The 19,315-nt window shown below is 67.9% G+C and carries 21 protein-coding genes; 6 read left to right on the top strand and 15 right to left on the bottom strand.

The genetic code is table 11. The annotated features are described in order from the left end of the window. Positions 1–7: 7 nt before the first annotated feature. From AC1PLA_RS02170 to AC1PLA_RS02160, 3 genes are all read right to left on the bottom strand, one after another. Entirely contained in the window at positions 8–427 is a 420-nt protein-coding gene (locus AC1PLA_RS02170) for a nuclear transport factor 2 family protein (RefSeq protein ID WP_039517295.1), read from the bottom strand. A gap of 80 nt (positions 428–507) precedes the next feature. Next, on the bottom strand, positions 508–1,125 hold the full coding sequence (locus tag AC1PLA_RS02165; protein ID WP_026064498.1) for a YdcF family protein: 618 nt from the start codon (positions 1,123–1,125) through the stop codon (positions 508–510). Further along, positions 1,110–2,069, bottom strand: coding sequence for a pyridoxal-phosphate dependent enzyme (locus AC1PLA_RS02160; protein ID WP_016903247.1), 960 nt, complete (start codon positions 2,067–2,069; stop codon positions 1,110–1,112). Before AC1PLA_RS02160 ends, AC1PLA_RS02165 begins: the two co-directional genes overlap by 16 nt. A 157-nt stretch (positions 2,070–2,226) precedes the next feature. Between AC1PLA_RS02160 and AC1PLA_RS02155 the strand changes: the two genes are divergently transcribed. Beyond that, positions 2,227–2,706, top strand: a complete 480-nt coding sequence (locus tag AC1PLA_RS02155) for a hypothetical protein (RefSeq protein ID WP_016903246.1) — start codon at positions 2,227–2,229, stop codon at positions 2,704–2,706. 581 nt (positions 2,707–3,287) lie between these two features. Further along, positions 3,288–5,192, top strand: a complete 1,905-nt coding sequence (gene mnmG, locus AC1PLA_RS02150) for a tRNA uridine-5-carboxymethylaminomethyl(34) synthesis enzyme MnmG (protein WP_481105481.1) — start codon at positions 3,288–3,290, stop codon at positions 5,190–5,192. A gap of 87 nt (positions 5,193–5,279) precedes the next feature. Here the strand turns inward: mnmG and AC1PLA_RS02145 are convergent, their stop codons facing one another. Beyond that, positions 5,280–5,417 (bottom strand): hypothetical protein, encoded by a 138-nt coding sequence (locus AC1PLA_RS02145; RefSeq protein WP_181109634.1) that lies wholly within the window; start codon positions 5,415–5,417, stop codon positions 5,280–5,282. Between AC1PLA_RS02145 and AC1PLA_RS02140 the strand changes: the two genes are divergently transcribed. Further along, a complete protein-coding gene (locus AC1PLA_RS02140; RefSeq protein ID WP_104554777.1) occupies positions 5,416–6,126 on the top strand; it encodes a DUF2490 domain-containing protein in 711 nt (236 codons plus the stop codon). The genes AC1PLA_RS02145 and AC1PLA_RS02140 overlap by 2 nt on opposite strands. A 131-nt stretch (positions 6,127–6,257) precedes the next feature. Here AC1PLA_RS02140 and AC1PLA_RS02135 read toward each other — a convergent pair whose 3' ends face one another. Then, on the bottom strand, positions 6,258–7,226 hold the full coding sequence (locus AC1PLA_RS02135; RefSeq protein ID WP_104561278.1) for an alpha/beta hydrolase: 969 nt from the start codon (positions 7,224–7,226) through the stop codon (positions 6,258–6,260). A 43-nt stretch (positions 7,227–7,269) separates the two neighbouring features. Here AC1PLA_RS02135 and AC1PLA_RS02130 point away from each other — a divergent pair, with 43 nt between their 5' ends. Further along, entirely contained in the window at positions 7,270–7,557 is a 288-nt protein-coding gene (locus tag AC1PLA_RS02130) for a hypothetical protein (RefSeq protein WP_146096758.1), read from the top strand. Here AC1PLA_RS02130 and AC1PLA_RS02125 read toward each other — a convergent pair. Further along, a complete protein-coding gene (locus AC1PLA_RS02125; RefSeq protein WP_104554532.1) occupies positions 7,554–8,414 on the bottom strand; it encodes a PA4780 family RIO1-like protein kinase in 861 nt (286 codons plus the stop codon). The genes AC1PLA_RS02130 and AC1PLA_RS02125 overlap by 4 nt on opposite strands. A gap of 147 nt (positions 8,415–8,561) precedes the next feature. Between AC1PLA_RS02125 and AC1PLA_RS02120 the strand changes: the two genes are divergently transcribed. Beyond that, positions 8,562–9,419, top strand: coding sequence for an IclR family transcriptional regulator domain-containing protein (locus AC1PLA_RS02120; RefSeq protein WP_104554533.1), 858 nt, complete (start codon positions 8,562–8,564; stop codon positions 9,417–9,419). A 16-nt stretch (positions 9,420–9,435) separates the two neighbouring features. Here the strand turns inward: AC1PLA_RS02120 and AC1PLA_RS02115 are convergent, their stop codons facing one another. The 9 genes from AC1PLA_RS02115 to AC1PLA_RS02075 form a co-directional block, all read right to left on the bottom strand. Further along, complete coding sequence (locus AC1PLA_RS02115) at positions 9,436–10,362, bottom strand: alpha/beta hydrolase (protein WP_481105480.1); 927 nt, start codon at positions 10,360–10,362, stop codon at positions 9,436–9,438. A 269-nt stretch (positions 10,363–10,631) separates the two neighbouring features. After that, positions 10,632–11,036: a 4-carboxymuconolactone decarboxylase gene (gene pcaC / locus AC1PLA_RS02110; protein WP_104571480.1), complete on the bottom strand. Its 405-nt coding sequence runs from the start codon at positions 11,034–11,036 to the stop codon at positions 10,632–10,634. Positions 11,037–11,271: 235 nt separating this feature from the next. After that, positions 11,272–12,060 carry a 3-oxoadipate enol-lactonase gene (gene pcaD, locus AC1PLA_RS02105; protein WP_047127901.1) on the bottom strand — a complete coding sequence of 263 codons (789 nt, stop codon included), beginning with the start codon at positions 12,058–12,060 and terminating at the stop codon, positions 11,272–11,274. Between the two features lie 10 nt (positions 12,061–12,070). Next, positions 12,071–13,423, bottom strand: a complete 1,353-nt coding sequence (locus tag AC1PLA_RS02100; RefSeq protein ID WP_104571495.1) for a 3-carboxy-cis,cis-muconate cycloisomerase — start codon at positions 13,421–13,423, stop codon at positions 12,071–12,073. A gap of 320 nt (positions 13,424–13,743) precedes the next feature. After that, a complete protein-coding gene (pcaG, locus tag AC1PLA_RS02095) occupies positions 13,744–14,307 on the bottom strand; it encodes a protocatechuate 3,4-dioxygenase subunit alpha (protein WP_039517326.1) in 564 nt (187 codons plus the stop codon). Between the two features lie 4 nt (positions 14,308–14,311). Next, positions 14,312–15,040 carry a protocatechuate 3,4-dioxygenase subunit beta gene (gene pcaH / locus AC1PLA_RS02090; protein WP_102255492.1) on the bottom strand — a complete coding sequence of 243 codons (729 nt, stop codon included), beginning with the start codon at positions 15,038–15,040 and terminating at the stop codon, positions 14,312–14,314. 81 nt (positions 15,041–15,121) lie between these two features. Next, positions 15,122–16,330: a 3-oxoadipyl-CoA thiolase gene (gene pcaF / locus AC1PLA_RS02085; RefSeq protein ID WP_104571482.1), complete on the bottom strand. Its 1,209-nt coding sequence runs from the start codon at positions 16,328–16,330 to the stop codon at positions 15,122–15,124. After that, positions 16,327–17,115 (bottom strand): CoA-transferase subunit beta, encoded by a 789-nt coding sequence (locus tag AC1PLA_RS02080; protein WP_481105479.1) that lies wholly within the window; start codon positions 17,113–17,115, stop codon positions 16,327–16,329. Before AC1PLA_RS02080 ends, pcaF begins: the two co-directional genes overlap by 4 nt. Beyond that, entirely contained in the window at positions 17,112–17,975 is an 864-nt protein-coding gene (locus tag AC1PLA_RS02075; RefSeq protein ID WP_481105478.1) for a CoA transferase subunit A, read from the bottom strand. The genes AC1PLA_RS02080 and AC1PLA_RS02075 overlap by 4 nt, the downstream gene beginning before the upstream one ends. Before the next feature lie 256 nt (positions 17,976–18,231). On the opposite strand from AC1PLA_RS02075, the gene AC1PLA_RS02070 reads away from it, so the two are divergent. After that, complete coding sequence (locus tag AC1PLA_RS02070) at positions 18,232–19,308, top strand: aromatic ring-hydroxylating dioxygenase subunit alpha (protein WP_016904721.1); 1,077 nt, start codon at positions 18,232–18,234, stop codon at positions 19,306–19,308. Positions 19,309–19,315 lie beyond the last annotated feature (7 nt).

Genomic DNA, 19,315 nt, shown 5'->3' with positions numbered 1-19,315 from the left:
GATGCGCTCAGCGCGACACCTGCGCGATCCATTCCTGCAGGTTGTAGTAGTTGGTGACGCGGGTGATCTTGCCGTCGCGCACATCGAAGAACGCACCGCCCGGCAGCACATAGGTCTGCCCATTGGCTTCCGGCAGGCCTTCGTCGGTGGTGTGGTAGACCCCGTGCACCACGTACTCGGCACCGACCCGGGTGCCATCCTCGTTGGCGGTGATCACGATATCGCGCAGCTGCTCGCGGTAGCTGTCGTTCATGCGCTGCAGGAAGGCGGCAAATTCCGCCCGGCCGATCTCGCGCGGCCCCTGGTTGAGGTCGTGCGCGACGTCGTCGGCCAGGAACGCCAGCATGGCGTCCCAATCGCCGCGGTTGAATGCCGCGTAATAGGCCTGGACCAGGCCGGTGGCGTGTTGCCGATTGCGCTCGCTCATGCTCGAACCTGCCGCTGGGAAAGCCGCATCATAGAGCGCGTTTTGCGCTTCAACACGCCTGCCCTGCGGCATACCCGGCGTCAGGCGCCCTGCACCACCAGATCGCGATGGAAGTAATAGACCTCCTGCAGCAGGAAGCGCCAACTGGTGTGGAAGCTGCGAAAGCGCGTGCTGGGCGTGGAAGAGGCCAGCGCGTCCACCCCCAGCTCATCGCTCAGCCGCAGCGCGCGCGCCATGTGCAACGGGTCGCTGACGATGATCGCCCGGTGCATGCCGTGCCGGTCCATCAGCGCGCGTGCCTGCTGCAGATTCTGCCGGGTGGTGCGCGAGACCGTCTCGATCACGATCGCCTCCGGCGGTACGCCGTGGCGTAGCGCATAGCGCCGCGCCACCTGCGATTCGGCAAAGCGCGCGCCATTGCCAAAGCCGCCGGTGAACAGCAGCCGCGGCGCGTAGCCCTGCGCGTACAGGTCCAGCGCATGCCGGATGCGCTCTTCGAACACCGGCGATGGGCGCGCGTCGTAGGCGGCCGCGCCCAGCACGATGATCACGTCGGCCGGCGCGGCTTGGTCGCGATCGCCGACCCAGACGATCCAGCCGGCCACGCCCACCAGCCAGATCAGCGTCAGCATGCACAGGCGCCAGCACCAGCCCCACAGACCGATCCCACGCGACCGCCTGCTCACGCCGCGGCCCAGGGCAGCGCATCCAGGTCGACGTTGCCGCCGGACAGGATCAGCCCGACCCGCCGCCCGGCAAAGCGCGCCGGGTCGGCCAGCACCGCTGCCAGCGCAATCGCCGAGGACGGCTCCACCACCTGTTTGAGCACCTGCCAGATCAGCCGCATCGCCTGCACCACCGCCGCATCGTCCACGGTGATCACCTGCGCGCCGGCGGCCTGCAACACTGCAAAATTCGGCGCGCCCAGGGTGCCGCGCAACCCGTCGCAGAGCGTGTCGGGCACGAAGTCGACCAAACGCTCGCCGGCCGCCAGCGAACGCGCGGTATCGGCCGCCCCGCTCGGCTCGGCCAGCACCAGCGCACAGCCCGGCGCCGATTGCAGCGCCAGCGCACTGCCGGCGGCCAGCCCACCGCCGCCGACCGGTGCCACCAGCACATCCAGCCCGCCGCTCTGCAGCAGCAGCTCCAGCGCGGCGGTGCCCTGCCCGGCGATCACCGCCGGGTCGGTATATGGATGCACCAGCGTCGCGCCGCTGCTGGCCTGGACCTCGGCACACATCTGCTCGCGCGCCGCGATGGTGGGCGCGCAGCGCCACAGCGTGGCGCCGTGACGGGAAATATTGGCCAGCTTGGCGGCCACCGCGCCTTCGGGCACCACCACGTGGCAGCCGATCCCGCGCGTGCGCGCGGCAAGTGCGAGTGCGGCGCCGTGATTGCCGGACGAATGGGTGACCACCCCGCGCGCGGCCAGCTCCTCCGGCAACGACCACACCGCGTTGCAGGCACCACGGAACTTGAATGCGCCGCTGCGCTGCAGGTGTTCGGCCTTGAAGAACAGCTGCGCACCGCAGAGGGCGTCCAGGCTGTGCGAGGTCAGCAGCGGTGTTGGCGCGCACTGCGGCGCGATGCGCGCAGCGGCTTGCAGGACGTCGGAATGGGCAAGAGGGACCGTCTCGATCATGCCTGCAAGATTAACGTATCGTCTCCGCCTTCACGGCTGTACGCGCACTGCCCGCGCATGCTGGATCGATGCAGAAGCACCACATTGCGGCACAGTTAAGGACCGATTCAATGCATCGGTTCGAAAGTGACACCATGGTTGCAGGAGGGCACCATCCATGAAATTCCGTCTGATCTTCGCCGCCGGGCTGTTGGCCCTGGGCGGCTGCGCAACCTACGACTACACCGGTGCGGGGTCGGGCGGCTATTACCGCGGCGCGCCCGCGGTGCAGTACCGCTACCCGCCGGGCTACTCGCCGTATTTCTACGGCAACCCGTACGGCAACCCTTACGGAGCCGGGTCGATCGGGCTGTACGACTACCCGGTGTACCCGGTCTACCGCGGTGGCGGCTATTACTACCGCCCGAACGATCGACGCCCGCAGTACCGGCCGCCACGTCCGAACGGTTCGTTCAACAATGGCCCGCGTCCGAACGGCCCCCGCCCCAACGGGCCGCGCCCGCAACAACCCAATCGTCCGCCGGCGACTGGTGCACCGCCATCGCGGCCGCCTCCCCGCATCGGTGCGCCGCCGCGGGTGATCCGCGAGATTCAACGGCAGACCGCGCCACGCAACACGCGTGAGCAGATTCCCTGAGTTGCTGACTGCGACGTGGCCCACAAATGGTGACGTTGGGGGCTTGCGTTCAGCCGGCACTTGGTCGCAAGCTAGGTGCTCTGTGTGACCCGCCACGTCATTTTTTGACGTAGCCAGCCCCACTGACCGACTTATGTCGATGTCCGACAGGGAAATCTGGATCCCCCCTGTTCCGGCCCTGTCGGATATCGGCGCCTCCAACGCATAAAGCCCCGGCATGCCGGGGCTTTATGTTTTTGTCGTCTGGTCTGCTCTGCCGTACCTGCGGCTACCCGTGCGAGCAGGCTGGGCTGTATCGGCATTGGGTCGCAGAAAAAAATAAGGGTCGGCAGTCCCCCGACTACCGACCCTTACGCTACCCCATCGCACGCGTGGCTGGCCCCTGTTCCAATTCCAGCCTTGCGCCCATGTCGCAATGCCACGACGGGTGCAGTAGGGATATCCGCACGGAACATGCCAACTTGAGGGTCAGTGTTTGATAACGTGACTCACATCACACTTTTACCCATCGAGTGACCTCGCTCGCCCTTCAGCCGATACTTTCGCGGCCGCCAACCTCCTTCTGCTCCTGGTCCACGCCCATGTCTGACTCCTTCTATCGCTACGACGTCATCGTGATTGGCGGCGGCCATGCCGGCACCGAGGCGGCGCTGGCCTCCGCGCGCGCCGGGGCGCGCACCTTGCTGCTGACCCACAACATCGAGACGGTGGGTGCGATGAGCTGCAACCCGGCCATCGGCGGGATCGGCAAGGGCCATCTGGTCAAGGAGATCGACGCGCTGGGCGGGGCGATGGCACGCGCGGCGGATCAGGCCGGCATCCAGTGGCGCACGCTCAATGCCTCCAAGGGGCCGGCGGTGCGCGCCACCCGTTGCCAGGCCGACCGCAACCTCTACCGCAATGCGATCCGCCGCATCGTCGAGGCGCAGCCCAACCTGACCGTGTTCCAGGCGGCGGTGGACGACCTGATCATCCACAACGGCGCTGCCGAAGCCGACAGCGTGCGCGGCGTGATCACCCAGACCGGGCTGCGCTTCGAAGCGCCCTCGGTGGTACTGACCGCCGGCACCTTCCTGGCCGGCAAGATCCACGTCGGCGAGACCCAGTACGCGGCCGGCCGCATGGGCGACCCGCCGGCCACCACGCTGGCCGCGCGTCTGCGCGAGCGGCCGTTCGCGATCGACCGGCTCAAGACCGGCACCCCGCCGCGCATCGACGGGCGCACGCTCGACTACAGCGTGATGGCCGAACAACCCGGCGACGATCCGCTGCCGGTGATGTCGTTCATGGGCCAGCTCGGCGATCACCCGCGCCAGGTCAGCTGCTGGATCACCCAGACCACCGAGCAGACCCACGACATCATCCGCAGCGCGCTGCATCGCTCGCCGCTGTATTCCGGGCAGATCGAAGGCATCGGCCCACGTTACTGCCCGTCGATCGAAGACAAGGTGGTGCGCTTTGCCGAGAAGAGCAGCCACCAGATCTTCGTCGAGCCCGAAGGCCTGGAAGTGGCCGAGATCTATCCCAACGGCATCTCCACCTCGCTGCCGTTCGACGTGCAGCTGGCACTGGTGCGCTCGATCCACGGGTTTGCGCAGGCGCATATCACCCGCCCCGGCTATGCGATCGAATACGACTTCTTTGACCCGCGCGGGCTCAAGGCCTCGCTGGAAACCAAGCCGGTGGGCGGGCTGTTCTTCGCCGGGCAGATCAATGGCACCACCGGGTACGAGGAGGCCGCCGCACAGGGCCTGCTGGCCGGGCTCAATGCCGCGCGCCACGTGCAGGGATTGCCGGCCTGGTCGCCGCGCCGCGACCAAGCCTACCTGGGCGTATTGGTGGACGATCTGATCACCCACGGCACTACCGAGCCGTATCGCATGTTCACCAGCCGGGCCGAATACCGCCTGCAGCTGCGCGAGGACAACGCCGATGCGCGCCTGACCGGCGTCGGCCGCGCGATGGGCCTGGTCGATGATGTGCGCTGGGCGCGCTTCTCCGCCAAGCAAGAGGCGGTGCAGCGCGAAAGCGCGCGCCTGTCGGTGCTGTGGGCGACCCCGGGCAATGCGCTGGGCCGCGAAGTGGCCCAGACCCTGGGCGTGGCGGTGAGCCGCGAAACCAACGTGCTGGACCTGATCAAGCGCCCCGAACTCAACTACGCCACCTTGATGCGCGTGCCAACGCTGGGGCCGGGCGTGGACGATGCGCAGGTGGCCGAGCAGGTGGAGATCAGCGTCAAATACGCCGGCTACCTGGATCGCCAACGCGACGACATCGCACGCCAGCAGCGCCACGAAACCACGCCGATTCCGGATGGATTCGATTATGCCGGCGTGCGCGGGCTGTCGATCGAGGTGCAGCAGAAACTCGAGCGCGTGCGCCCGCAAAGCATCGGCCAGGCGCAACGCATTGCCGGCATGACGCCAGCGGCGATCTCGCTGCTGCTGGTGCATCTGGAACGGGCGCGCCGCAGCCAGGTGGCGTAAGCGCTCGCGATCCGCTGGCAGTTCGGTCAATGCCGACCGCCTGTTCGAACGCGTGCGTTTTATACGCCGCACTTGCGTCGATGTTTGTCAGCGGATGTCACGGCGCGATGCCATGTCGCCGCAGGCGAAGCAACACGCCGGTATCGCCTCGGCGATGCCGGAAAGCGCGATGGAGGTCGCGAACGAGTTGGTATGCTCCGGCACCACTGACGACTTCCTGATCATGAACAGACTGCGCGCGCTGCTGACGGCCACCTACCGAATCGCCTGCCCCGCCCTGCTGCTGATGCTGGGCGGCACCTCGCAAGCGGCCGCGCAGACCGAGGAAGACGGGCGTTACTGGCTGAGCGTGTATGCCCAGGGCAAGTTGCCGGTCGAAAACCTGTACTGGAGCATGGATGTGCACCCACGCTGGCGCGAAGAGGGCGAACAGTTCGACCAGTTGATCCTGCGCCCTGCGGTGTTTTACCGGTTCACTCCCAAGGCCAGTGTCTGGATGGGTTACGACACCATCATCAGCCACCCGGCCGGGCAATCCTCCAACCGCGAGAATCGCTGGTGGGGGCAGTTTCAATATCAGTTCGATCCGATTGCCAATATCACCATTACCAGTCGCACCCGCCTGGAGCAGCGTCACCGCGAAGGTTTCAGTGACGAAGGGTATCGGGTGCGCCAGATGATCAGGGCGGTCCGGCCCAGTGCGTTGTCTGCGCAACTGTCGTGGGTGGCGTTCAACGAACTGTTCGTCAATCTCGATCAGACCGAGTGGGGCGCCCGACGCGGTCTCGACCAGAACCGCGTCTTCGTCGGCATCAACTGGAAGTTCAACGATATTGCCAATGTCGACGTCGGTTATCTGAATCAGTTCGTCAACACCAGTACGGTGGACCGCGAAAACCACGTGCTGATGACCACGTTCCGCTTCAACTTCTGAGCCTGATGGTGGCCCGCAGGACTTGCGCACCTGCGAGCCTGGATCGTCGTCTTTCCCTCGAGCGTTGATCCACATGCGGGCATGGCCGCAGCGCTGCGGCAGCGCGCGCATGGCACGCCTGCCGCAGGCCCTTATGCGGCCCTGCGATCGACGGCGGGCAGCAAGCGCTGGCGCAGCAGCAGCGCTGCCATCTCCAGCGTTTCGCCGGCGGCGCGCAGGACTCCGCCCATATTGATGAAGCCGTGGATCATGCCGGGAAAGCTGTGCAGGGTGACTTCCACACCGGCGGCGCGCAGGCGTTCGGCATAGCTGCGGCCTTCGTCGTAGAGCATGTCGCGCTCGCCCACGATGACCAGTGCGGGTGCAACGCCGGCCACCTCCGGCACCAGCATCGGCGAGACGCGCCAGTCCTGTGCAATGGCGGGGTCGGGCAATAGATGGCGATTGAAGAAGCGCACTGCCTCTGTGGTCAGCGGCGGCAGGCCGGCGTTATGCGATCGCGACGGGTATTGGCCGTTGTCCTCGCGCGCATCGGTGAGCGGATACACCAGCACCTGGCAGCGCAACGCGATCCCGGCATCGCGCGCGGCCAGCGCCGCGACTGCGGCCATGGCGCCGCCGATGCTGTCGCCGGCCACGGCCAGGCGCTGCACATCGGCACCGACCGCATCGGGCTCGGCAACCAGCCAGTGCAGGGTCGCAATCACGTCCTCCACGCCGGCCGGCGCGGGATGTTCCGGTGCAAGGCGATAGTCGACCGCCAGCAGCTGGCAGCCGGCGCGCGCCGCCAGTTGCCGGCAGACGTCGTCGTGGGAATCGAGGTCGCCCACCACACCGCCGCCGCCGTGCACGAACAGGCAGGTTGGGGCCGGACCGGCAGCCAGCCCGGACGGGCGATACAAACGCAGGCGCACCGGGCCGGCGGCGGTGCCGGCCTGCAGATCGCGCACCTCGGCCATCTCCACACGCGGGAAGCCCAGCTGCGTGCCGAGTGCACGCATCATTGCGCGCGCGCCCTCGATCGGCAGGGTTTCCATCGGTGGTTGAGCGGCGTGTTGAAGCTGGGCAAACAGGCGCACGACATCGGGATCAAACGACATGGCGGACTCTCCAGGAGACGATGGCTGAGCCTGCCAGATACTTATGATCAATCACCATTCAACGCCATCAATTATTTCAATGGCGGTACCGGAGATGCGCGGCAGTACCGCAAAAACCCCCGTGCTGCCGATGCATGCGCCTGCCATGGCGATGCCTGGCGAACAGTCGCGCCATCAGCATCCGTTGGTTTTTTGCTGCACTGCATCGCGCCTGCGCGCCTACCTCGGCGCGCACCTGCTTGATCACCCTGAGCGGTGCATTGCGGCCGCGCGCCAGCTGCGCCGCTGCTGCTGTCACGCCGAATCGCGCGCGAACGCAACAGCGCTCTAGTCGTCGTCCTCGGCAGCGGCCTCGCGGCCCTGCTGACGGATGAGGTTTTCCTGGCGTGCGTCCTCGATCGAGGCGCGGATGGCACGCACGTCGGCGCGCCGGGTGTCGAACTTGAAGCGGCCGGTCAGCACGCTATCCGGGCGCAGCTCGCCCTTTTCGAACAGCGCCCACATCTCTTCGCCGTAATGGGTGTCCAGCAACTCCGGAGCGAAGCGGCCGAGGCAGTCACGCAGGTTGTGCACATCGCGCAGCAGCATGTCGCGTGCAGCGTTGTTGCCGGCAGCACTGACCACCTGCGGGAAATCGATCAACACCGGGCCCTCGGGCGAGACCAGCACGTTGTATTCGGACAGGTCGCCGTGCACCAGGCCCAGCGACAGCATCTTGACCACATCGCCGATCAGGCTGCTGTGGAAGCTGCGCGCCTGCTCCGGCTCCAGGTCCACCTCGCCCAGCCGCGGTGCGCTGTGGCCGGCCTCGTCGGTGACCAGGTCCATCAGCAGCACGCCGTGGAAATAGCCGCGCGGCTTAGGCACGTGCACGCTGGCGTCCATCAGTTGATAGAGCACCTCGGCTTCGGTGTTCTTCCATGCGGTCTCGGCTTCGCGCCGACCGAACTTGGTGGCCTTACCCATCGCGCGCGCCTGGCGGCTGCCACGCACCTTGCGGCCTTCCTGATACTGCACGCGCGCCTGGAAACTGCGTTGCGCCATGTCCTTGTAGACCTTGGCACACAGGATGTCGGCGCCCGTACTGACCACATAGACGGATGCTTCCTTGCCACTCTTCAGTGGTCGCAACACTTCGTCGATGATGCCGTCGTCGATCAGCGGTTGCAGGCCCTTGGGGGTTTTCATGGACTAAGGAGACCGATCCGAAACAAACCAGCAACGATTATGCGGCAACCAGGGTGAAGCGCTTACATGTCCAGGCGCAAGCTGCGACCGGGGGCATGTATCGGCGTGAGCGCTTACCATGCACGGACCCGTCCACGCTGCGATCCGATGCCCGAGCCCGCCTCCAGCCGCCGCAAACCCACCACCACCGTGGCCACCGCCGGGAGCGAACGCGGCCTGCCGCATGAGTTGATGCAGCAGATCGCCGCCGCCCAGGGCGACCCGGACTTCATGACCTCGCTGGGCCGCGGGCTGGTGGTGCTGAGCGTGTTCGCCCAGCACGCGCGCGAGGTGACGATGTCGCAGATCAGCCTGGAAACCGGCATCTCGCGTGCGGCGGTGCGGCGGGTGCTGCATACCCTGGCCAGGCTGGGCTATGTCGGCGAGCAAGGCCGCGGCTACGTGCTGCTGCCGCGCGTGCTGGGGATCGGCGGTGCGTATGCAGCGTCCTCGTCGATGACCGCGGCGGCGCAGCCGGTGCTGGACGGGCTGCGCGACCAGTTGCACGAATCCTGCTCGCTGGGCGTGCTGGACGGCGACGACCTGCTGTACGTGGCGCGCGCCGAGACGGTGCGCATCATGTCGATCGGGCTGCGCCCGGGCACACGCCTGCCGGCCTACTGCACCTCGATGGGCCGCGTCCTGTTGGCCACCCTGCCCGGCGACACCTTGCAGGCGTACCTGGAGCGCACCACGCTGCGCCCGCGTACCGACCGCACCGTGACCCAGGCTTCTGCACTGCTGGAAGTGCTGGCACGCACGCGCCGCGAAGGCATGTGCCTGACCGACCAGGAACTGGAAATCGGCCTGCGCTCGATCGCGGTGCCTGTGCGCAACCTGCGCGGCGAGGTGATCGCCGCGCTCAACATCGGCGCCCAGGCCGGGCGCGTGAGCCTGCAGACGATGCAGACGCTGCTGGAGCCGTTGAAGCAGGCGGCGCAGCGGCTGGGTGCGTTGTTGAGTTAGTCGCCGGCGGGCGCGCTCAGCGCGGCCGGCGCAGGAAGCTCACCACCGCATCCACCCAGGCGGCATGGGTGTCCTCGACATGCGCCACGTGATCGGCGTGCGGCAGCGTGACCCAGCTGCGGTCTTCGCTGCGCAGACGTGCGTACAGGTGCGCGTTGTCCGCCTGGGTCGCGATGGGATCGTCGACGCCACGCAGCAGCAAGACCGGCAACGTGGTCACCTGCTCGGGCTGGAAGGCGAACTGCTCCATCGCGCGCCAGTCGGTGCGCACCGGGTCGGCCGATACCGCCTGCGCCACATAGGCCGCACGCATGCTAGGCGGTGCGGCGTTGGCGGTGATGAAGTCCTCGCCGGCCGCCGCAGCTGTGGTGCGCGCACGCAATGGCTGCGCCGGCGCCGGGGTGGTGTCGGGCGCTGCGTCGACATCGTCGGGGAAGCCGTACAGCACCAGCGCCGACACTGCCTGCGGATGTTGCTGGGCGATCAGCAGCGCCACCCGCGCGCCATTGGAATAACCGAGCAGCGCCGGCGGCGGCAGCTGCGGGTGCTGGTGGGCAATCCAGCTCAGCACCGCATCGACATCGGCCACGGCGCGCGCGGGCGTGTTCCAGCCGCTGCGATCGCGCGCACTGCCGCCATAGCCGCGCAGATCGACCGCGTAGGCGGCATAGCCGGCCTGCGCCAATGCCGCCAGCACCGAGCGCGCATCGCGCGGCTCGTCGGGAACCTGCAGATCGAAATTGGGCAACGCACTCCAGGTGCGCCCATGCACCAGCAGGATCGTGCCGCGCGGCTGCGCCGGGACCCGCGACCACACCGCCAGCGTCTGGCCATCGTCGGCGCGCACCTGCGCCAGCTCGGTTCCGGGCCCGGGATGCGGTCGTGCGTGCAGTCCGGATGCGGTGAGCAGCAGCAAAAGCAAACACATGGTACGCATCAGCATCGGCAACCTCATGGGGAATGTCCTGTGCGAACGGAAGCGGTGGTCCGTTGCGGCACATGCATCATCCCGTCGTCGATGGGTGATGTCATCACCGACGGAGGTGGATGTAGGACGGCCAGGGTGCAACGCGGTGCGCGCGCTGGATCGCCACCCCTGCCCGGCGTGCCCTGAGTGCAGGCCAGGGGCACAGCCACCCTAACTGGTCGCATTGCCCGCCGCATGCCGCGCAAATGCAGCATGCCTGCTGCACTCACGCGTCGCCGTGGCCGTCAGCCTTCGCGCACCGGCTCTTCTTCGTCGGCCTGCTCCTCGAGGATGGGCTTGGCCAGCGCAAAGGCATGGTTGGCGGCAGGCACGCCGCAATAGACCGCGGCCTGCAGCAGGACTTCCTTGATCTGCTCGGGCGTGACGCCGTTGTTGCGCGCGGCGCGCACGTGCAGCTTGAACTCCTCGTCGTGGCCCAACGCCACCATCATCGCCAGGGTCAGCAGCGAGCGGGTGTGCGCGGGCAGGCCATCGCGGGTCCAGATGGTGCCCCAGGCGTAGCGGGTGATCAGCGTTTGGAACTCGTCGGTGAACTCGGTGCGTGCAGCCAGCGAGCGCTCGACATGCGCATCGCCCAGGACGCGTCGGCGCTCGCGCAAGCCTGTCTGGTAACGCTCGTCTTCGTGCATTGGAATTTCTCCTGCGTGGGAATGGGGAATGGGGGAATCGGAGTGCTGGCGGCGATCGCAGGGCAAGCGCTGGGATATCAGGTGCATTGGTTGCGATTGACGTCGCCGGCGACAGGCAGCTGGCCGTGGTCAGCTGGGCGCAGATGCAACGCATGAGCGGGGATGCCGGGCGTCGTGCGTGCCGGATCGGGGTGACGGCTCCACGCGTCCGGCAGCTGCCTGGCCGGGTGGAGGGTCACACGTGGTCGGCCTGCAGAAAGCCCAGCACGCTGTGGTTGAACGCGGCCGGCGACTCCAGGTTGCAGATATGCCGGCCGGGCACCTGTGCGTAGTGGCCGCGCGGGGCGGCGTAGGCGATCTCGCGCAGATCGGCCGGCGGACAGACCGGGTCGTCGTCGCCGGCCAGTGCGAGCAGTGGCAGCTCCAGCGTGTCCAGCGCGCCGCGAAAATCGGCGTCGGCCACCGCCTGGCAGCAGGCGATGTAGCCCTGCGGCGATGTCGACACGAAGGCGGCCACGATCATGTCCAGGCGCTGCGCATGGCTGATCGCAAAAGGTGGCGTGAACCAGCGCTGCAAGGTGGCATCGACCAGCCCCGGCAGGCCTTCGCTGCGCACCTGCTCGATGCGCGCGTTCCAGCTCTCGCTGCTGCCGATCTTCTGCGCGGTGGCGCACACCACCAGCCGGCGCAGGCGCTGCGGTGCATGCAGGCCCAGCCATTGCCCGGTGAGTCCGCCGATCGACAGGCCGCAGAAGTCGCTCTGCGCGATCTGCAACGCATCCCACAGCGCCAGCACGTCCTGGCCCAGGTCGGCAACCCGATACGGGCCGGGCGGCGTGTCCGAATCGCCATGGCCGCGGCGGTCGTAGCGCAGGATGCGGTAATGCGGCGCAAACGCGGCGATCTGCACGTCCCACATGTGCAGGTCGGTGCCCAGCGAATTGCAGAAGGTCAGCCAGGGGCGGCCTTCGGTGCCGTCGAGGCGGTAGTGCAGGCGATGCGTGGGCAACTGGAGATAAGCCATCGGAGCACCGTCAGCGGGATGAAGAAGCAGCCAGCACGCGATCGATCCAGACCGAGGACATGCCGCGCCAGCTGTCCACATCGAACACCGCCTGCAGTTGCGCCTGCGTGAGTACCGCGCTCACCTGCGCGTCGTCGCCGAGCACCTCGCGCAGATGGCGCTGCTGCGCCTGGGCGCGTGCCACCGCCTGTTCGACCAGCGCATGCGCCTGTGGCTTGCCGAGCCGTGGTGCCAACGCAAACACCGCTGCCTCGGCGTACAACGCTCCGCCATGGCTGTGCAGGTGCGCGCGCATGGCCTCGCGGTCCAGTTGCAGGTCGGTCAGGCAGCCTTGCATCTGCGCCAGGCTGCCGGCGGTCAGGCACACGATCTGCGGCAAGGTCTCCCATTCGGCATGCCATTGCCCGGCGGCGCGCTCATGCGGCTGCGCCATCGCGCTGAACAAGGTCGCCACCAGGCCGGGCACGCGGGTGGCAGCAGCAACCGCGGCGACGCTGGAGACCGGATTGCGCTTGTGCGGCATCGCCGAGGAGCCGCCCTTGCCGGCTGCGGCCGGCTCGAACGCTTCGCCGACCTCCGACTGCATCAGCAGCACCACGTCGCCGCCGATCTTGCCCAGCGTGCCGGCCAGCAGGCCGAACGCACAGCCGACCTCGACGAGGCGATCGCGTGCGGTATGCCACGGCATCGCGGGCAGCGGCAGCGCCAGCGTGGTTGCCAGCGCCTGGGCGACATCCAGACCGCGCTCCTGCAACGACGCCAGCGTGCCGGCCGCGCCCCCGAACTGCAGCACCAGGCCATCGTGCTGCAAGGCCTGCAGGCGCTGGTGCGCGCGCTGCAGCGCATCCAGCCAGGCGGCGACCTTGAGCCCGAACGTGACCGGCACCGCCTGCTGCAGCAAGGTACGTCCGGGCAGGCCGGTGTTGCGTTCGCGCGCGGCCAGCGCAGCCAGCTCGGCGCACAGGCCCTGCAGGCGCGGCAGCAGCAGGTCGAGCGCGGCGCGCAGCTGCAGTACCGTGCCGGTGTCGATGACGTCCTGGCTGGTGGCGCCCCAGTGCACCCAGCGCGCGGCCTGCGCATCGTGGGCGGCCACGCGCGCGGTCAGCGCCTTGACCAGGGGAATGGCGGGGTTGCCGGCAAGTGCGGTGGCCTGGGCCAGCGCGGCCAGATCGTAATGCTGCACGTCGCATGCGCCCGCAATGGCCTGCGCGGCCTCGGCGGGAATCACGCCGCATTGCGCCTGCGCGCGAGCGAGCGCGGATTCGAAGTGCAGCATTGCCTGCACCCGCGCCGTGTCATCGAACAACGCGTCGCAGGCAGGCTCGCCAAACAGGGATCCCAACAGGGAAGACGTCGCAGTCATGCATGGCCTCTGGTGGCGTGCCGGCAGCATGGCACCGATGCGCAAGAGTGCCAACTGGTGTGCGCGGTGCTGGGTGGTGTGCACGCGTGGTGGTCGGTGCAAGTCATGCGTGCTGCACGTTTGGACAAGGCGCGTGTCGCGGCGGGATCACGGCATTGCACGCAGCTGCCGCGCGATCGCGGTGGATCACCGAGGGCAGCGCGCGCTGGCACCTGCCTGCCCGGCGCGCGGCGACCGGTGCGCCGCACCTGCACGCAGATGCAGGGGTGCTGATCGCACGGAGACAACCCTGCATGGCAACCTGCGCACCGACGGCGCGATCAATAGTTGAAGAACACCGTTTCCGCATCGCCCTGCATATGGATGTCCCACACGTAATCGCTGCCACCGCGCGAGTGCGCCAGCAGCGTGCTACGGCGCTCGGCCGGCACCAGGGCCAGGATGGGGTCGCTGCCCAACTGCGGATCGTCGGCGAAGTACAGCCGCGTCGACACGCCGCGCAACAGCCCGCGCATGAAGACCAGCACGGTCAGATGCGCTGCCTGCAGCTTGCCATCCGGCCCGGCGACCTGGCCCGGCTTGACGGTGCTGAAGGAAAAACGCCCCTGCGCGTCGGTCGGCACGCGGCCCCAGCCATCGAAGCCGGGATCGTGCGCCTGGCAGCGCGCATCGGCGGCATGCGCATAGATGCCGGCCGCATCGGCCTGCCACAGCTCCAGCACTGCGTCGGCCACCGGATTGCCGGCGCCATCGAACACGCAACCGCTGACCTGCACGTGCGTGCCCGCGGCCTGCGCAGGCGCGAGTTGCGCGCGATACAGCGGCTCCAGCCCGAGCCGGTAATACGGGCCAACGGTCTGCGACGGGGTGGTGTGCAGGCTCATCGATTCACTCCCAGACCGTTTGCTTGCGGCCGCGCAACACGATGTCGAAGCGGTAGGCCAGCGCGTATTCGCTCACCGCGTTTTCCCAGTCGAAGCTGGACACCATGCGTTCGCGCGCCTGCGCATCGTCCACGCAGTTGTAGATCGGGTCGTGCGCCAGCAGCGGGTCGCCGGGGAAGTACATCTGGGTGATCAGCCGTTGCCCGATGCCATCGCCATGCAGCGAAAAATGGATATGCGCCGGCCGCCAGGCGTTGTAGTGATTGCGCCACGGATACGCGCCCGGCTTGATGGTCTTGAACGCGTAGCGGCCGTGGTCGTCGGTGAGCACCTGGCCGGTGCCGCGGAAGTTGGGATCCAGCGGTGCGTCATGCCGGTCGCCGGCATGTTGATAGCGGCCGGCGGCATTGCATTGCCACACCTCGACCACGCTGTTGCACACCGGCTTGCCGTTTTCGTCGAGCACGCGGCCGGACACGATGATGCGCTCGCCCAACGGCTCGCCCGCAAAGCCGGCAGTGAGGTCGGCGGCATGCGCGCCCAGGGTGAGCCGATTCAATTGCGGCCCGGTGACTTCCGACAGCGTGGCCGGGATATCGATCGGCGCGCGCGTGGGGCCGCGCAATGCGGTGGATGCGTAGGGCAGATGCAGGTAGGCCGGCTGCGTGCCGATCCGCGGCCGGCGATAGCCGAGCAGCGGATCGATCGACGTGTCAGAGCTGGGGTCGCGCATGCGGGATCTCCATCGGTTGCGCTACGGCAGGATCAAAACGTGGGGTGTGCGGTCACGGCAGCGGCGGTTGCAATCGGCGCACTAGACGCGCTCGATCGCCAGCGCCACGCCCTGCCCGACCCCGATGCACATGCTGGCCAGCCCAAGCCGCCCGTTGCCCGCCTCCAGTTGCCGCAACAAGGTCAGCGCCAGCCGCGCACCGCTCATGCCCAGCGGATGACCCAGCGCGATGGCGCCGCCATTGGCGTTGACGTGCGCGGCATCGTCGGCCAGGCCGAACGCGCGCGTGCAGGCCAGCACCTGCGCGGCGAAGGCTTCATTGAGTTCGATCGCGTCGAACTGCTCGATGCGCAGGCCCAGGCGCGCCAGCAGGCGCTGCGTGGCCGGTACCGGGCCGATGCCCATGTAGGCCGGCTCCACACCCGCCGAGGCGAAGCCGAGCACGCGTGCCCGCGGGGTCAGTCCATGCGCGTGCACGGCCTGCGCAGACGCCAGCAACAGGGCGGCAGCGCCATCGTTGAGACCGGCCGCATTGCCGGCCGTCACCGTGCCGGGCTGGCGGAACACCGGCTTGAGCTTGGCCAGCATCTCGGCGGTGGTGTTCGGGCGCGGATGCTCGTCGCGATCGACCGCGCTTGCCTCGCCCCCTTTGCGTGCGGGCACCGGCACCGGGGTGATCTCTGCATCGAAGAAACCGGCGGCCTGTGCGGCGGCGGCGCGTTGCTGGCTGCGCAGCGCAAACGCGTCTTGGTCATCGCGCGCGATGGCATGGCGCTGTGCCACGTTCTCCGCGGTCTCGCCCATCAGCTCCACGCCATAGGCGCCCTGCAGGCGCGGATTGATGAACCGCCAGCCCATTGTGGTGTCTTCCAGCTGTTGCGTGCGCGCGAACGCGCTCTCGGCCTTGCCCATGACCCAGGGCGCGCGGGTCATCGATTCGACCCCGCCGGCGATCGCCAGTCCCAGCTCGCCGGCACGGATGCCGCGCGCCACCGTGCCGACCGCATCCAGCCCGGAACCGCACAGGCGATTAAGCGTGCTGCCCGGTACCGAACTGGGCAGCCCCGCCAGCAACAGACTCATGCGCGCGACATTGCGATTGTCCTCGCCGGCCTGATTTGCGCAGCCCAGGTACACGTCGTCGATCAGCGCCGGCTCCAGTTGCGGATTGCGTGCCATCAACGCGGCAATCGGTATCGCGCCCAGGTCGTCGGCGCGCACGCCGGCCAGGGCGCCGCCGTAGCGGCCGATCGGCGTGCGGATGCCATCGATCAGATAGACCTCGCTCATGCCTCGGCTCCGGCTGCCTGCTTGCCATGCGCTGCGTCGGTGCGTGCCTGCAGCGCGCGCAGCGCCTGCAGTTCCGCAGCACTGGGTGGGGTGGTCTGCGCCAGATCGGCAGCGAAGCGGATCGGCCAGCCGGTGGCCGCGCTCACCTGCTCACGGGTGCTGCCGGGATGCAGCGCGGTGACGGTGAGTTCACGGGTCACGGGATCGGGCTCCATCACGCACAGGTCGGTGACCACCACGGTGGGGCCGGCGCCGGGCAGGCCGGCACGCTGCCGCGCATCGCCACCGTCCAGATGCCCGACCGTGGTGATGAAGTCCAGCGCCGGCACGAAGCTGCGTCTGGATTGGCGAATGATGATGAACACCTGTTTGGCGCTGGCCGCGATCTCCGGCGCACCGCCCGCGCCGGGCAGCCGCGTCTTGGGCGCGCCGTACGGGCCGATCACCGTGGTGTTGAGGTTGGCATGGCGATCGATCTGCGCCGCGCCCAGGAAGCCCACGTCCACGCGCCCGCCCTGCAGCCAGTAGCGGAAGATTTCTGGCGTGGAGACCACGGTGTCGGCGGTTTCGGCCAGCTCGCCGTCGCCGATCGACAACGGCAGCACCTCCGGGCGCGCGCCGATCGGGCCGGATTCGTAGATCAGGGTGACATCCGGCGCATGCGTCAGCCGCGCCAGGTTGGCGGCGGTGGATGGCAGGCCGATGCCGACAAAGCACACCGCGCCATCGGGCAGGCGACGCGACGCCGCCACGGTCATCATCTCGTTGGTGCTGTAGTCGCTCATGCGGCCACCTGCAGCAGCGATTGCGCGTACACGCGCTGAAACGCAGCGAAATCCTCGGTGTCGAGAATGTGCGTCTGGATCCACGCCTGGAAGCGTGCACGGTCGCGCGCGATCGCATCCCAGGCCAGGTAGAAGCGGTTGTCGCGGGCGTAATAGCCGTGCGCGTACGACGGCGCTGCACCGCCGGGCACGTGGCAGACCGCATCGACCACCCAGCGCGGCAGGATGCAGGCGTTGGGCGGCGCATCCAGCGTGTCGACGATCTCTTCCACCGTCACGATCACCTTGCGCGCCGCCAGCGCGGCTTCCTTCTGCACACCCAGGATGCCCCATAACAGCACGTTGCCGCGGCGGTCGGCCTGCTGCGCATGGATGACGGTGACATCGGGCTTGACCGCCGGCGTGGTGGCCAGCGTCTCGCCGGTGTACGGGCATTGCAGGAACTTGATGCTGTCGTTGACGCGCGGCAGGTCCGAGCCGACATAACCGCGCAGCACCGCGAACGGCAGGCCAGAGGCACCGGCCACGTACGCGTTGGCCATGTCGGCATGGCTATGTTCGCGAATCTGCAGCGGCTGCGGCCACGCATGTTCGACCGCATCGCGCAGCCGGTGCAGCGAGCCGACGCCGGGATTGCCGCCCCACGAGAACCGCAATGCCGATGCACAACCGGCGCCGATCAGCTGGTCGTAGATCAGGTCCGGGGTCATGCGCACCAGGTGCAGTTCGCGCTTGCGCTGGCGGATCACCTCGTGGCCAGCCGCATGCGGAATCAGATGGGTGAAGCCTTCCATCGCCACGCAGTCGCCATCGGCGATCAGCTGGGACACCGCTTCTGAAAGGGGGACGATCTGGGCCATTGCTTCGGTCCTGCGCAGCGAGCGTGTGGTCACGTTAGGCGCAGCTGCACGGCCCGGTCAATGCGATTATCGGTGCATCAATTCGATAATCGCACAATTTCGGCGAGCAACCGACGCCCCAACATTGTCTCCGGTGTATACATAACTTCGCTTGCAAGCAGACGCCAGCGCCGGCATGCGCGTCAACTGGTCGCCAGCCGGCGCACCGCTGCCGATCCGCACCCCAGGTTGTATACAAACCCCAGGAGCCACGGTCATGTCCCAGTCCAAGCAGCTGTTTCCCCTCAATGCGTGGTACGCCGTCGCCTGGGACCACGAGATCAAGCATGCGCTGACCCCGCGCAAGGTCTGCAACCTGGATGTGGTGGTCTATCGCACCACTGCCGGGGCGGTGATCGCGCTCGAAGATGCGTGCTGGCATCGCCTGGTGCCGCTGTCGATGGGCAAGCTGCGCGGCGACGATGTGGTGTGCGGTTACCACGGGCTGGTCTACAACAGCCAGGGCCGCTGCGTGCACATGCCCTCGCAGGAGACCATCAATCCCTCCGCGTGCGTGCGCAGTTTTCCGGTGGCCGAAAAGCATCGCTACGTGTGGATCTGGCCGGGCGATCCGGCACAGGCCGACACCCGCCTGATTCCCGATCTGCACTGGGCGCACGATCCGGCCTGGGCCGGCGATGGCCGCACCATCTACGCCAAGTGCGACTACCGGCTGGTGCTGGACAACCTGATGGACCTGACCCACGAGACCTTCGTGCACGGCTCCAGCATCGGCCAGGACGAGATCGCCGAAGCGCCGTTCGAGGTGATGCATGGCGACCGCTCGGTGGTGGTGTCGCGCTGGATGCGCAACATCGACGCGCCGCCGTTCTGGGCCAGCCAGATCGCGCGCCATCTGGATTACCGCGGCAAGGTCGACCGCTGGCAGATCATCCGCTTCGAAGCGCCCGGCACCATTGCCATCGACGTCGGCGTGGCCATCGCCGGCACCGGTGCGCCGGAGGGCGACCGCAGCCAGGGCGTCAACGGATACGTGCTCAATACGATCACGCCGGAAACCGACACCACCTGTCACTACTTCTGGGCGTTCATGCGCAACTACGCGCTGCACGACCAATCGCTGACCACGCTGACCCGTGCAGGCGTCACCGGCGTGTTCGGCGAGGACGAGGCGGTGCTGGAAGCGCAGCAACGCGCCATCGACGCGCATCCGGATCACACCTTCTACAACCTCAACGTCGATGCCGGCGGGATGTGGGCGCGCCGCGTGATCGATCGGCTGATCGCCCAGGAGCAGCGCGCGCAGGAACTGTCGCTGCGCATGGTGGGCTGAGCACCGC

Source organism: Xanthomonas sp. NCPPB 1826 (assembly GCF_056725285.1).
The sequence above is the reverse complement of the archived record's forward strand: the minus strand, read 5'-3'. Positions and strand labels throughout refer to the sequence as shown.

Bases quoted from the DNA above. Each gene is read 5' to 3' on its own strand.
- mnmG (WP_481105481.1), top strand. From the start codon at position 3,288: ATGTCTGACTCCTTCTATCGCTACGACGTCATCGTGATTGGCGGCGGC.
- AC1PLA_RS02135 (WP_104561278.1), bottom strand. From the start codon at position 7,226: ATGTCGTTTGATCCCGATGTCGTGCGCCTGTTTGCCCAGCTTCAACAC.
- AC1PLA_RS02075 (WP_481105478.1), bottom strand. From the start codon at position 17,975: ATGGCCCAGATCGTCCCCCTTTCAGAAGCGGTGTCCCAGCTGATCGCC.
- pcaC (WP_104571480.1), bottom strand. From the start codon at position 11,036: ATGCACGAAGACGAGCGTTACCAGACAGGCTTGCGCGAGCGCCGACGC.
- AC1PLA_RS02145 (WP_181109634.1), bottom strand. From the start codon at position 5,417: ATGATCAGGAAGTCGTCAGTGGTGCCGGAGCATACCAACTCGTTCGCG.
- AC1PLA_RS02125 (WP_104554532.1), bottom strand. From the start codon at position 8,414: ATGAAAACCCCCAAGGGCCTGCAACCGCTGATCGACGACGGCATCATC.
- AC1PLA_RS02070 (WP_016904721.1), top strand. From the start codon at position 18,232: ATGTCCCAGTCCAAGCAGCTGTTTCCCCTCAATGCGTGGTACGCCGTC.
- AC1PLA_RS02170 (WP_039517295.1), bottom strand. From the start codon at position 427: ATGAGCGAGCGCAATCGGCAACACGCCACCGGCCTGGTCCAGGCCTAT.
- AC1PLA_RS02120 (WP_104554533.1), top strand. From the start codon at position 8,562: ATGCCCGAGCCCGCCTCCAGCCGCCGCAAACCCACCACCACCGTGGCC.
- AC1PLA_RS02140 (WP_104554777.1), top strand. From the start codon at position 5,416: ATGAACAGACTGCGCGCGCTGCTGACGGCCACCTACCGAATCGCCTGC.
- AC1PLA_RS02100 (WP_104571495.1), bottom strand. From the start codon at position 13,423: ATGACTGCGACGTCTTCCCTGTTGGGATCCCTGTTTGGCGAGCCTGCC.
- pcaF (WP_104571482.1), bottom strand. From the start codon at position 16,330: ATGAGCGAGGTCTATCTGATCGATGGCATCCGCACGCCGATCGGCCGC.
- pcaG (WP_039517326.1), bottom strand. From the start codon at position 14,307: ATGAGCCTGCACACCACCCCGTCGCAGACCGTTGGCCCGTATTACCGG.
- AC1PLA_RS02080 (WP_481105479.1), bottom strand. From the start codon at position 17,115: ATGAGCGACTACAGCACCAACGAGATGATGACCGTGGCGGCGTCGCGT.
- pcaD (WP_047127901.1), bottom strand. From the start codon at position 12,060: ATGGCTTATCTCCAGTTGCCCACGCATCGCCTGCACTACCGCCTCGAC.
- AC1PLA_RS02130 (WP_146096758.1), top strand. From the start codon at position 7,270: ATGATCAATCACCATTCAACGCCATCAATTATTTCAATGGCGGTACCG.
- AC1PLA_RS02155 (WP_016903246.1), top strand. From the start codon at position 2,227: ATGAAATTCCGTCTGATCTTCGCCGCCGGGCTGTTGGCCCTGGGCGGC.
- pcaH (WP_102255492.1), bottom strand. From the start codon at position 15,040: ATGCGCGACCCCAGCTCTGACACGTCGATCGATCCGCTGCTCGGCTAT.
- AC1PLA_RS02160 (WP_016903247.1), bottom strand. From the start codon at position 2,069: ATGATCGAGACGGTCCCTCTTGCCCATTCCGACGTCCTGCAAGCCGCT.
- AC1PLA_RS02115 (WP_481105480.1), bottom strand. From the start codon at position 10,362: ATGCTGATGCGTACCATGTGTTTGCTTTTGCTGCTGCTCACCGCATCC.